The organism is Arthrobacter sp. YC-RL1 (assembly GCF_001454985.1).
GTDB classification, from domain to species: domain Bacteria; phylum Actinomycetota; class Actinomycetes; order Actinomycetales; family Micrococcaceae; genus Glutamicibacter; species Glutamicibacter soli.
In genome coordinates this window covers 2756616-2769731 of sequence record NZ_CP013297.1, presented here as the reverse complement: position 1 = coordinate 2769731, position 13116 = coordinate 2756616, and the positions used below count along the sequence as shown (strand labels likewise).

At 68.4% G+C, this 13116-nt stretch carries 9 protein-coding genes; all 9 read left to right on the top strand.

Going from position 1 to position 13116, the window contains the following annotated elements; genetic code table 11:
* The first annotated feature begins 61 nt into the window (after positions 1-61).
* Positions 62-1483 carry a 3' terminal RNA ribose 2'-O-methyltransferase Hen1 gene (locus ATC04_RS12850; RefSeq protein WP_047121123.1) on the top strand — a complete coding sequence of 474 codons (1422 nt, stop codon included), beginning with the start codon at positions 62-64 and terminating at the stop codon, positions 1481-1483.
* Positions 1480-3999 carry a polynucleotide kinase-phosphatase gene (locus ATC04_RS12845; protein WP_047121124.1) on the top strand — a complete coding sequence of 840 codons (2520 nt, stop codon included), beginning with the start codon at positions 1480-1482 and terminating at the stop codon, positions 3997-3999. The genes ATC04_RS12850 and ATC04_RS12845 overlap by 4 nt, the downstream gene beginning before the upstream one ends.
* 168 nt (positions 4000-4167) lie before the next feature.
* The gene (locus tag ATC04_RS12840; RefSeq protein WP_047121125.1) at positions 4168-5925 is read left to right on the top strand and encodes an FAD-binding protein; all 1758 of its coding nucleotides are present in this window, start codon (positions 4168-4170) and stop codon (positions 5923-5925) included.
* A 16-nt stretch (positions 5926-5941) separates the two neighbouring features.
* Positions 5942-6844 (top strand): LysR family transcriptional regulator, encoded by a 903-nt coding sequence (locus tag ATC04_RS12835; protein WP_047121126.1) that lies wholly within the window; start codon positions 5942-5944, stop codon positions 6842-6844.
* A 98-nt stretch (positions 6845-6942) separates the two neighbouring features.
* Positions 6943-8304: an MFS transporter gene (locus tag ATC04_RS12830; protein WP_047121127.1), complete on the top strand. Its 1362-nt coding sequence runs from the start codon at positions 6943-6945 to the stop codon at positions 8302-8304.
* 1 nt (position 8305) lies between these two features.
* On the top strand, positions 8306-9172 hold the full coding sequence (locus ATC04_RS12825; protein WP_047121128.1) for a shikimate dehydrogenase: 867 nt from the start codon (positions 8306-8308) through the stop codon (positions 9170-9172).
* Between the two features lie 66 nt (positions 9173-9238).
* Positions 9239-10402 carry a Gfo/Idh/MocA family oxidoreductase gene (locus ATC04_RS12820; protein WP_047121129.1) on the top strand — a complete coding sequence of 388 codons (1164 nt, stop codon included), beginning with the start codon at positions 9239-9241 and terminating at the stop codon, positions 10400-10402.
* Between the two features lie 26 nt (positions 10403-10428).
* Entirely contained in the window at positions 10429-11259 is an 831-nt protein-coding gene (locus tag ATC04_RS12815; protein ID WP_047121130.1) for a TIM barrel protein, read from the top strand.
* A 69-nt stretch (positions 11260-11328) separates the two neighbouring features.
* The gene (locus ATC04_RS12810) at positions 11329-13107 is read left to right on the top strand and encodes an FAD-dependent oxidoreductase (protein WP_060617056.1); all 1779 of its coding nucleotides are present in this window, start codon (positions 11329-11331) and stop codon (positions 13105-13107) included.
* Positions 13108-13116: the final 9 nt, after the last annotated feature.

The following is a 13116-nucleotide window of genomic DNA, read 5'->3' as shown; positions in this document are numbered from 1 at the left end:
TTTCGGTAGTCTTGCATGAAACGCCAAGCCACCGAGCAAAAACTCCTGGGAAGTCCGCCCCGTGCTACTGACAATCACCCTAGAATCCGCCCCCGGGTCGGGGATCGACGCCACCGCCCTGTCGCATCTGCTGCGCAAGCATCCAGGCAAGGTACAGTCCTTCGACCTGGCGGTGGGCCAAACCCACGTGTTCTATCCCGAATATTCCAAGCAACGCGCCACCGCGGCCCTGCTCTTGGAAGTCGACCCCGTGGGGCTGGTGCGCAGCAAGCGCTTCCGCGGCGACGCCGGGGCCCTGGACTACTACGTCAACGACCGCCCGTACGCCGCGTCGAGCCTGATGTCAGTGGCCCTGGGCAAGGTGCTGCGCAGCGCCATGACCGGGACCAGCGAAAGCTACCCGGAACTGGCCGCCGCGCCGCTGCCGCTGCGCCTCGAGCTGCCCGTGCTCTCCACCCGCGGGCACGCGGGCCGGGGCCTGGCCAAGCGGCTGTTCGCGCCGCTGGGCTGGAACGTCGAGCAGACGCCCATCGCCCTGGACGAGCAGCATCCGCACTGGGGCGATTCGCAGTACAGCGCGCTGGCGCTCAGCGGAGAGGTCCGCTTGGACCTTGCGCTGCGCCAGCTCTACGTCCTGCTGCCGGTGCTGGATGACTCGAAGCACTACTGGGTCAACGACGACGAAGCGGAAAAGCTTGCCCGGCAGGGCGAAGGCTGGCTGGAGGACCACCCCGACCGGGAGCTGATCGCCCGCCGCTATCTGGCCCACCAGAAGGACCTGGTGGCGCTGGCCGAGGCCTGGATGGATTCGCCAGACGTCCCGGAAGCCACGGCAGGCCCGGGCATTTCGGAGCAGGCGGGCGGCGAAGCAGCCGTCCCGCTGCGGGTGCAGCGTGCCATGGATGTCATCGCCGCGCTCAAGGAATACGGAGCCCACCGGGTGGTGGACCTGGGCTGCGGGCCAGGTTCGCTGCTGCGCCGGCTGCAGGCGGACCCGTTTTTCACCCGTATCGTCGGCACCGACGTCTCCGCGCGATCCATCGAACAGGCGGCCGCCGCGCTGCGCCTGGAGGAGCGCACGGACGAGCAGCAAGAACGCATCAGCCTGCTGCACAGCTCCGCGGTCTACCGCGACGACCGGCTGGCAGGCTACGACGCGCTGGTGCTCATGGAGGTCATCGAGCACGTGGACGCCTCGCGGCTGCCGGCACTGCAGGACGCGGTGTTCGCCGGCGCCGCCCCTCGCATGGTCGTGATGACCACTCCGAACGTCGAATACAACAGCAAGTACCCGGACCTGAAACACGGATCCCTGCGCCACGACGACCACCGTTTCGAATGGACGCGCGCGGAATTCCAGGCCTGGGCCGGGACCGCCGCCACGGACTACGGCTACGCCGTGGAGTTCCGCGGCATCGGGCCGGTGGATGGCTCCGCGGGCACGCCCACCCAGATGGCGATCTTCCGAAAGGACGCGGCATGAACGAATTCTCCATTCCCGAGTCAGGGCTGGTGGTGCTCATCGGCGTCTCCGGATCCGGCAAGTCGACTTTCGCCGCCAAGCACTTCGGCCGCTTCGAGACGCTGTCCAGCGACTACTTCCGCGGCCTGGTGGGCAATGACGAGACCGACCAGTCCGTCACCGCCGCGGCCTTCGACGCGCTGCACTACGTGGCAGGCAAGCGGCTGGAAGCCGGTCTGCTGACCGTGGTGGATGCCACCAGCGTCCAGCCCGCCGCCCGGCAGAGCTTGATCGAGCTGGCGCGCAGCCACGACGTGCTGGCCACGGCCATCGTGCTGGACGTCCCAGTCGAGGTGTGCCTTGAACGCAACGAGACCCGCGGCGAGCACCGGGTGCCCAAGTCGGCGATCGACCGCCAGCACCAGCAGCTGCGCCGGTCGCTCAAGATGCTGCGCCGCGAGGGCTTCGCCCGGGTCCACGTGCTCTCGTCCTTGGCGGAGATCGAGGACGCGGTCATCACCCGGCACAAGCTGCTCAACGACTTCAGGGACCAGCACGGCCCGTTCGACGTCATCGGGGACGTGCACGGCTGCCTGGACGAGCTGGTGCTGCTGCTGGAGAAGCTGGGCTACGAACTGGTCCGCGACCGGCAGGGGCGCGCCGTCGACGCCGTCCACCCGCAGCGGCGGGCAGTCTTCGTGGGCGACCTGGTGGACCGCGGCCCTGATTCGCCCGGCGTGCTGCGCTTGGTGATGGGCATGGCCGCCGCCGGGCACGCGCTGGCGGTGCCAGGCAACCACGAGGACAAGCTGGTGCGCGCCCTGCGCGGGGCCAAGGTCACTCTGGGCCACGGCCTGGACAAGACCCTGGAACAGCTGGAGGCCGAAGGCCCGGAATTCACGCGCGAGGTGCAGGACTTCGCCCGTTCCCTGGTCTCCCACCTGGTGTTGGATGAGGGCAAGCTGGTGGTGGCGCACGCGGGGCTGATCGAGAAGTACCATGGGCGGGCCTCCAAGCGGGTGCGGGCCTTCGCCCTCTACGGACAGGTCAGCGGCGAGAAGGACGAGTACGGCCTGCCGGTGCGCTATCCCTGGGCCCGGGACTACCGCGGTGCGGCCGCCGTCCTCTACGGGCATACCCCGGTCACCGAGGTCGCCTGGATCAACAACACCGCCTGCTTGGACACCGGATGCGCCTTCGGCGGGCAGCTCAGCGCGCTGCGCTACCCGGAACGGGACGTCGTGGCCGTGGACGCGCTGGCGCAGTACGCCGAACCGCTGCGGCCGCTGGAATCCCCGCACGGGCCGCAGCGCGAACCGGGCGTGCTGTCCATGGCGGACGTCACCGGCCCGCTGCACCTAAAGGCCGGCGAGCGCGGCACCGTGAAGCTCAGCGCCGCGCAGGCCGCCGGCGCCCTGGAAACCATGAGCCGCTTCGCTACCGACCCGCGCTGGCTGCGCTATCTGCCGCCGACCATGTCCCCGGCGGAGTCCTCGGCGCGTCCGGGGTATCTGGAGCACCCGGACGAGGCCTTCGCCTACTTCCGCAAGCACGGGATCACCGAGGTCGTCTGCGAAGAGAAGCACATGGGCTCGCGCGCGGTGCTGCTGCTGGCCCGCAATCCCGGGCGCTTCGACGCGCCCGAGGGCTGGCTCGGCGCCCTGCATACGCGCACCGGGCGCGATTTCCTGGCTCCGGAGGTGGAACGCGCCCTGCTGCAACGGGCGCATGAGGCCGTGGAAGCGGCGGGCTTGTGGGAGGAGCTGGGCTCGGACTGGGTCATCCTGGACGGCGAGCTGCTGCCCTGGTCGCTGAAGGCGGAATCACTGATCAAGGACAACTACGCTTCGGTCGGCGCCGCCGCGGTGGCAGCCACCTCGGCAGCCGTCGACCTGCTGGAGAAGGCTGCTGGGACCGGGCTGGAATTGACCGCGCTGCTTGAACGCACCCGTGAACGCAGCGGGAATGCGCTGGCGTTCCGCGAGTCCTACCGGCGGTACGTGGGAAACAAGGACGAGATCCGCTTCGCCGCATTCCAGGTGTTGGCCTCCGAGGGCAAGACCCATGAAACCCGCGACCATGGATGGCACCTGGGCATTGCGCGGAAGCTGGCGGTGCAGGCGCCGGACCTGTTCAAGGACACCGCCTGGATGCGGGTGTCACTGGACTCCGGGGAGTCGACGGACCAGGCGGTGCGCTGGTGGGAGGAGCTGACCATGGCAGGTCGCGAAGGCATGGTGGTCAAGCCGTGGCAGAACCTCACCCGCGGTCCCAGGGGCTGGGTGCAGCCGGGCATCAAGGTGCGCGGGCGGGAATACCTGCGCATCATCTACGGCGCCGACTACCTTCAGGAAGAAAACCTGCGGCGCTTGAAGCAGCGGGCCACCGACCGGAAGCGTTCGCGGGCCATGCAGGAGTACCTGCTGGGACTGGAAGCGCTGCGGCTGACCGCGGTGGGGGAACCGCTGTGGAAGGTTCACCAGATGGTGTTCGGTGTGCTCGCGCTGGAATCCGAGCCGCTGGACCCGAGGCTTTAGGCCGCCGGCCGCGGGTCCCTAACCCGCGGCCACGAACCCGCCACGCCAAATTGAGTAGTTTTGATACATAATAAATGATCAAAAACATCGTGGACAGTACATTGTTCTGCGTCACATAATGAACACCAGACCAACTGATGTCATGCGACGAGTACTGAGGAGCAAGCGATGGTGCGCCAGAAAAGTGAATGGGACCTCGAATACGATGTGGTGGTTCTGGGGACTGGGGCCGGCGGCCTTGCCGCCACGCTGACCGCCGCGGCGCACGGCGCCAAGGTGCTGACGCTGGAAAAGACCGAGTACCTCGGCGGCACGACCGCCTACTCCGCCGGCACCTGCTGGGTGCCGGACAACAAGTTCCAGCGCGAGCAGGGAATACTGGACGACTACGAGAAAGCCGTGCGCTACCTGGACCTGGTGGTGGGGGACAAGGCGCCGCGCGAGGCCCGGCTGGGATACCTCGACGCCGCACCCAAGATGCTTGATGAACTCGAAGGACTGGGTGTGCGCTTCCTGCATTCGCCGGCCGTTGTCGACTACCACTCCGAGCTTCCCGAAACCGGGAAGACCGGCCGCGCGCTGGAACCCGAGCCCTTCGATGGACGCAAGCTCTCAGCCACCGAATTCCGCCGCATCCGCCGCCCTGTTCCCGAATTCGCGCTGATGGGCGGCACCCTGATGCTGCGCCGCCCGGACGTTGCCGCGCTGCTGAAGCTGTTCACGGGCAGCGCCGCCGAGCGTGCGAAGGCCGTGGGCCTTGCCGGCAAGCTGGGGCTGCAGTGGGCGCGCGACCGGGTCACCCGCCCGCGCGGTACCCGGCTGGTGATGGGCAATGGCTTGGTTGCCTCCATCTACCACCAGTCGCTCCAGCGCGGAGTGGACTTCCGCTTCAGCGCCCACACCACGGAGCTAATCCGCGGCAGCGAACGCATCGAGGGGCTCGTGGTGGTCCACGAGGGCAAAACCCTGAAGATCCGCGCCCGCCAGGGTGTGGTGCTGGCTGGCGGCGGCTTCTCGCAGAGCCCCGCGCTGCGCGAGCAATACATGCCCAAGCCCACCCCTCAGTTCTCCCGCGCCGGCGAAGGAGCTACCGGCGATACCTTGGCGCTGGCCGCCGGGGTCGGTGCGGCGCTGGGGCAGGACAACGGCGAAAACGCGCTGTGGTTCCCCAGCTCCATCGGGCGCCGTGCCGACGGTTCCCAGGTCGTGTTCCCGCATATCTGGGACCGCGCCAAGCCCGGTGTGATCGCGGTGGGCAGCGACGGCAAGCGTTTCGTCGACGAGTCCTGCTCCTACCACCGCTTCGTGCGCGCGATGTACGCCACCGACGGCCGTGCCATCCCGGCTTGGCTGATCGTCGACTCGCGCACGCTGGCCAAGTACGGGCTGGGCATGATCACCATGCCGCACCTGCCGCGGGCCGCGCTGCAACGCTACGTGGAGGATGGCTACCTCTACGAATCCGAGACGCTGGCCGGCCTGGCCGCGCAGATCGGGGTGGACCCCGCGGGCCTCGAAGCCACCGTGCGGCGCTACAACGGCTTCGCCGAAACCGGCAAGGACGAGGACTTCGGGAAGGGCGACCTGCTCTTCGGCCAAGTGGCCGGAGACCCCGAGCATGGGCCCAACCCGAACGTCGGGCCGGTGGCCCGTGCGCCTTTCTACGCCATGGCTTTGGTGCCTACCCCGTTGGCCACCGCCTTTGGGGTGCTCACCAACCCGCAGGCCCAGGCGCTGGACGAGCGTGGCGAGGCCATCGCTGGCCTGTACGCGGTGGGAAACGACGCCGCCTCCGTGATGGGCTCGGAATACCCGGGAGCCGGCGTGCAGGTCGGCTCCGGCCTGGCCTTCGGTTGGGCCGCCGCCCGCCACGCCACCGGGAGCCTGCCGCGCCCCGGTACGCTGGAGGAGTTGACGACCGACTAGGGAAAAGCGGGTAGGCATGGAAATCAGGTGGCTTGAGGCATTCATCGCGGTGGCGGAGGAGCTGCACTTCGGCAATGCGGCCTTGCGGTTGCGCATGGCGCAGTCGCCGCTGAGCCAGACCATCCGCAAGCTGGAGCGCTCGCTGGGCACCGAGCTGTTCGTGCGCAGCACCCGCTCGGTGGAGCTGACCGCCGCCGGCCATGCGCTGCTGCCGCACGCGCGGCAGGTTATGGAGGAGCTGACCATCGCCGCCCAGGCGGTGAAGGTGCCGCAGGGGAAGGTCTACGGAAAACTCTCGCTGGGCTTCACCGGCGTGCTCAACCAGCTGGCCCTGCCGCCCATGACCCGCGCGCTGCGCAGCACCCACCCCGACATCGAGCTGACGCTGGTGGGCCGCGTGATGACCCACGACGCGGTGCACCAGCTGGAAGCGGGCTCCCTGGACCTGGCGTTCGTCGGCCTGCCGGTGGATTCCGCACGCATCAATTCGCGCCTGCTGGCCCAGGAAGCCTTCGGCATGGTGCTGCCGCAGGAGCACCGGCTGGCCGACCGGGAGGGTGTCGAGCTCGCCGCCTTCGCCGACGACTCATTCATCACCCCGCCGATCTCCGCGGGGTCCGCGCTCTACCAGTCGACCATTTACGCCTGCACCGACGCTGGGTTCTATCCGACGGTGTCGCAGGAAATCACCGACCCCTACATGACCATGATGCTCGTGGCGGCAGGGGTCGGTGTCGCGTTCATGCCCGAGGGCATCGCCCATGTGGTGCCTCCGGGCGCCGTCTTCGTCCCGCTGCACGGCAAGCAGTACTACATGAACCACGGCCTGGCCTGGTCGGTGCGCCCCGGCTCGCTGGCCCGCGACGCATTCCTCGAATTGAGCGAAGAAGTGCTTCCGTCGCCCACGAGAATTATGTAGTTAATACACATAGCTAATGTGCAATTAGGTCGTGGACATAATAAGTTAGGTGGGTCACACTAGATGATGTTCCTCTCGAAGAGGAGAAAGGACTCATCATGCGATCTGCAACTTCTTCCCCGGATGCCCTCCAGGCTCCCGCCCGTCCACAGGCCCGCCGCGCGGCCGTGTCCGGCTTCCTCGGCAGCGCCCTGGAATACTACGACTTCTTCATCTACGGCTCCGCCGCCGCCCTGGTTTTCTCCCACGTCTTCTTCCCTGAAGGCGGTGCCAACTCGGTGCTCCTGTCGATCTCCACCCTGGGCGTGGCCTACGTGGCCCGCCCGCTGGGCGCGGTGCTCTGGGGGCACCTGGGAGACCGTTTCGGACGCCGCAACACCCTCATGGCCTGCCTGCTGCTGATGGGCATTTCGACCTTGGCGATCGGCCTGCTGCCGACCTATGAGCAGATCGGCATCTTCGCACCGATCCTGCTGGTGGTCCTGCGCCTGTTCCAGGGTCTGTCCGCCGGCGGCGAATCGCCGGGCGCCGCTTCGCTGTCCATGGAGCACGCCCCGGAACGCCGCCGCTCCTTCTTCGCCTCCTTCACCATGAGCGGCGTGATGTTCGGCATCGTCCTGGCCACCGTGGTCTTCATCCCGATCGCCAGCATGCCCGACGAGCAGATGCTCAGCTGGGGCTGGCGCATCCCGTTCCTGGCCAGCGTGGTGCTGACCGTCCTGGCCTTCTTCATCCGCCGCCACCTGGACGAGCCTGAGGCCTTCACCGAAGCCAAGGAAAACAACGAGGTCGTCAAGGTCCCGATCCTGGAGCTCTTCGCCCGCCACTGGACCTCGGTGGTGCGCGTGATGCTCTCCTCCACCTTTGCCATGATCAACACCATCGTGAACGTCTTCGCCCTGGCCTATGCGGTGGAGCACAACGGCATCGAACGCACCACCATGCTCGCGGCCATCGCCGCGGCAAACCTGGCCGCGGTCTTCACCCAGCCGATCTATGGGATGCTGGCCGACAAGATCGGCCGCAAGCCGGTATTCATCGGCGGCGCCCTGGGCGCCGGAGCCATGGTCTTCATGTTCTTCAATGCCATCAGCACCGGCAATGTCGCGGTCATCTTCGTCTCAGCGATCATCCTGATCGGTGTCTTCTATGCGGCCCCGAACTCGACCTACATGGCAGGCTTCCCGGAGCAGTTCCCGGCCAGCGTGCGCTACTCGGGCATGGCCATCGGCCTGATGCTGGGCCTGCTGGTCTCCGGCTTCACCCCGGCCATCGGCACCCTGATGACCTCCGGCGACACCGCCAACTGGATGCCGGTCGCCTGGATGTGCATGGGCTTCGCCACCCTGTCCGCCATCGCCTTCGCCACCGGCCCGGAGACCTACCGCACCCCAACCGCCGAACTGGGGCTGACCAAGCTGCAGGTCCAGGCGCTGCGCGAGATGCAGGAGAAGAAGTAGCATGCGACGCACCGCACACCGCATCGGCCTGATCGGCAACGACCTGGGCGGCTCGCTCTCCCCGGCCCTGCACCAGGCCGAGGCCCACGCGCTGGGCCTGCCCGACTACAGCTACGAGCGCATCGACCTGGAGGGGCGGACGGACGTCGACCTGGGACAGGTGCTGCGCGAGTCGCTGGCGCAGGGCTTCACCGGGTTCAACGTCACCCACCCGCACAAGCAGGCCATCATGCCGCATTTGGACGAGATCGCCCCGGACGCCGCCACCATCGGCGCGGTGAACACCGTGGTGCTCCAGGACGGACGGCTGATCGGGCACAACACCGACCGCACCGGCTTCCTAGCCGGGCTGCGCCGGGGCTTGGCCCGCGACGCGAAGCGCGCCACCGTCACCCTCTTCGGGGCAGGCGGCGCCGGCTCCGCGGTCGGCGCGGCGCTGCTGGACTTCGGCGTGGCGGACCTGCGGATCATCGACACCGACGCCGGGCGCCTGGCCCAGCTCAAGGACCTGCTCACCGCCTCCCTGGGCGCTGGGCAGCAGGTGTCCACCGGCACCCCGAAACAGGCCCGCGGCTGGATCGCAGCCTCGCAGGGCGTGGTCAACGCGACCCCGCTGGGCATGGAAGGCATCGGCGGCACGCCCTTCGACACCTCCTGGCTGGCCGCAGACCACTGGGTGGCTGACGTGGTCTACCGCCCGGTGGACACCAAGCTGCTGCGTGACGCCGCGGCGCACGGCTGCACCACCGTGAAAGGCACCGAGATGCTCGTCGAGCAGGCGGCGGACACCTTCGCCCTGCTGGTATGCACGGCCCCGGACCGCCGGCGCATGCGCAGCTCGCTGCAGCACCTGCTCGCCGCCGTTTAACCGCCGCGGCCCGGCCTGGCCCGGGCGCACAGCTATCGAAGCACATCGAATCCAAGGACCCACAACATGCCAACACCGCCACGCACCGCCACCACCGACGCACCCCGCTCCCTGCGGGTGGGCATCGTGGGCTGCGGCAACATCAGCGCCAACCACCTCGAAGCGTTCCAAGCCCTGGACTCGGTCACCGTGGCCGCGCTCTGCGACGTGGACGGGGCCCGGGCCGCAGCGATGGCCGCCGAATACTCGGTGGAGCACGCCGTCGATTCGGTAGAGCGATTGCTGGAACTGGGTCTGGACATCGTCTCGGTGTGCACCCCGCACCCCACCCACCAGCAGGTGGTGCTGGCCGCCGCAGCGGCCGGGGTGCACGTGTTGTGCGAGAAACCCATCGCGGTGGACGTGCCGGCGGCCGAACAAATGGTGCAGGCCTGCGCCGAGGCCGGAGTGAAGCTCGGGGTGCTGTTCCAGCGCCGCTTCTGGCCGGCGGCCGCCGAACTGCGGGCGCAGATCGATTCGGGCGCACTGGGCACCCCGGTGCTCGGCCAGGTCTCGGTGCTGCTGCACCGCGAGCACGAATACTATTCGGCCGCCGGCTGGCGCGGCACCTGGGCTGCGGACGGCGGCGGGGTGCTGATGACGCAGGCGATCCACTACCTGGACTTGCTGCAGTGGTACCTCGGCGATGTGGCCCGCGTGCAGGGCGAAGTCAACACCTACAAGCACGGCGAGCACATCGAGGTGGAGGACTCGGCCACCGCGCTGATCACCTTCACCAGCGGAGCCATGGCCACGGTGCTCGCCAGCACCAGCGCCGACCCCGCGCTGGGCGTGCAGATCCGCATCACCGGCTCCAACGGGGCCAGCGCTGAACTGAGCGAATTCCCCGAAGGCAGCGACGGCCGGCTGACCCTGCAGGCATCCGAGCACAAGATCGCCGCGCGGCCGGTGCACCCGGCTGGCGTTGACGCGAACGTCGAGCTGTCCCGGATCAACGGGGCGCTGAAGGACCACCACCGGGCGCAGATCACCCAGTTCGTGGCCGCGGTCCGCGAGGACCTGGAACCTGCGGTCACCGGCCGCGAAGCGCTGAAGTCCCTGCGCATCTTGCTTGCAGTCTACGAATCCGCCCGGACCGGACGCCCGGTCGACTTCGCTACGGCTTCCAACCAGCGCACCATCGTCCCGCCGTCCGTCGCCGACCGGCTCTACACCACCGCCCGCGCCTAGAATCTTTCGACCACCAAGGACCCAGCATGAACACCACCACCCAGGAACTCGGACTGGCCCAGCTTTCGCTGCTGGGCAGCTCCCCGGCAGCACTTGTCTACCTGGCCGCCGACACCGGCTTCGACTTCGTCGGGGCCCGCGTACGCCAGGTGACCGAGGAGGAAAAACCCTACAACTTGCAGCCCGGCTCGCCGCTGCTGGCCAAAACCCTCAAAGCGGTCAGGGACACCGGCGTACGGGTGCACGACATCGAATTCATCCTGCTGGACGGCGCCAACCAGCGCGAGGCATGGCTGCAGATGCTCGACGCCGGGCAGGCGCTGGAGGCCAGGACGCTGACCGTCGCCGCCTCGGACGGCAACCTGCAGCGGCTCACCGAGAATCTGGGACTGATGACCGAGGACGCCCAGGGCTTCGGCATCGTGCCGACCTTCGAAGTCATCTCCTACCAGAGTGTGAACACCCTTGAACTGGCCGGCGAGCTGGCTCAGGCCAGCGGATGCCGGATCGTCGCCGACACCCTGCACCTGAGCCGCATCCAGGCCAGCCCCGCCCAGCTCGCGGCCCAGGCCCGGCACGTGGCCATGCTGCAGCTGTGCGACGCGCCGGCCCAGCGCCCGGACACCCGCGAAGGGCTGGTGCTCGAATCGCGCAGCGAACGCATGGTTCCCGGACAGGGGGCCGTGCAGCTGGCAGAGTTCGTGGCCGCCCTGCCGGCCGGAACGCCGCTGAGTGTTGAAACCCCCTCCGACTCGACCGTCGCCCGGATCGGCGCCCGCCGCTGGGCCGAAGAACTCAAGGCCGGGGCGGAACAGGTCCTGGCGCGGGCCCGCACCCTGCGCACCGCCGCGGTCTAAGCCGCGGCACCCACCGAACCGCCAAACACGAACCACCAAGCACGAACACCCAAGAAACGGATGATTTCCATGAGCACCGCAACCCTACGAAGCGCAACCGCCGACACCGCCGCCGATGTCGTGGTCGTCGGCTCCGGCGCCGGCGGGCTATCGGCGGCAGTGGCCGCCGCCTACCACGGACTGAAGGTCATCGTGGTGGAAAAGGCCAAGGTCTGCGGAGGGGCGACCTCCTACTCCGGCGGCTGGGCCTGGGCCCCGGGCAACCCGCTGGCCAAAGCCGATGGCGTGGACGAGGACCGGGAGGAATTCCGCACCTACCTGCAGCACCGGCTGGGGGAGTACTACAACGCCGACCGCGTGGACGCCTTCCTCGAAGGAGCCCCGCAGATGGTGGACTTCTTCCACAACCACACCAGCTTGCAGTTCACCCCCGGCGCGCAGATCAAGGACATCTACGGCAACACCCCGGGCGCCGGCACCGGCCACCGCTCGGTAGGCCCGGCGCCCTACGACGCCCGCAAGATCCCGCGCGAACTGCGAGCCAAGATGCGCCACCAGCTCTACGCCACCAGCTTCCTGGGTATGGGCATCATGGCAGGCCCGGACCTTTCCAAGTTCCTCTCAGCCTCAACCGGCAGCATCCCGGGTCTCATCCACGCCGCCAAGCGCGTGAGCACCCATATGCTGTCCATGGCCGTCTACCGCCGCAATATGCAGCTGGTCAACGGCACCGCGCTGACCGGGCGCCTGATGAAGTCCGCCGACGACCTGGGAGTCGACATCCGCGTGTCAACGTCCGCGGACGAACTGCTCACCGATTCCACCGGTCGCATCACCGGGGTCAGGGTCAGCAGCGGCGCCACGAGCTACACCATCACCGCAGCGCGCGGCGTGGTGCTGGCCACCGGAGGCTTTCCGCAGAACGCCAAGCTGCGCCGGGAACTGTTCCCCAAGACCCCGACGGGCAAGGAACACTGGACGCTGACCCCGCCGGAAGCCGACGGTGCCGGCCTGCGCCTGGCCCAGGCGGTGGGCGCCCGCTTCAACACCGACGTCGCCTCCCCGGCGGCCTGGTGCCCGGTCTCGCTGATCCGCTACCCCAACGGAAGCACCGGGACCTTCCCGCACATCATGGACCGCGCCAAGCCCGGCAGCATCGGCGTGCTGCCCAACGGCAAGCGCTTCGTCAACGAGGCCAACGGCTACTACGACTACGTCGCCGGCATGCTGGAAGCCACCCCGGAGGGCCAGCCGGTGGTCTCCTGGCAGATTGCCGATTCGCGCTACGTGCGCCGCTTCCCGCTGGGCATGGCCAAGCCGCTGCCGGTGCCGCTGACCCCGTACCTGCGCAGCGGCTACCTGGTCAAGGGCGACACCCTGGCCGAGCTCGCCGCCAAATGCGGCATCGACCCGGCGCAGCTTGAAAAGACCGTCGAGGACTTCAACGCCAACGCCGCCAAGGGCATCGACCCTCAGTTCGGCCGCGGCGAAACCCCGTTCAATCGCTACGGCGGCGATGCCAAGAACACCCCCAACCCGACCCTCGGCCCGATCCAGAAGGGCCCGTTCTACGCGGTCAAGGTGGTTCCGGGCAGCTTCGGCACTTTCGCCGGGCTGGATGTGGACGCCAAGGCCCGGGTGCTTGACGAGCAGGGCGAGGCCCTGCCGGGGCTGTTCGCCGTCGGCAACGACCAGGCCAGCGTCATGGGCGGCCACTACCCGGCCGGCGGCATCAACCTCGGCCCGGCACTGACCTTCGGCTACCTGGTGGGCCGCGACCTGGCCACGGACCCCTCTGCCGAAAACCCTTCCAGCGAGCCGACTTCGCGTTCCGCCGCCCGCAGCTAACCCGACCAT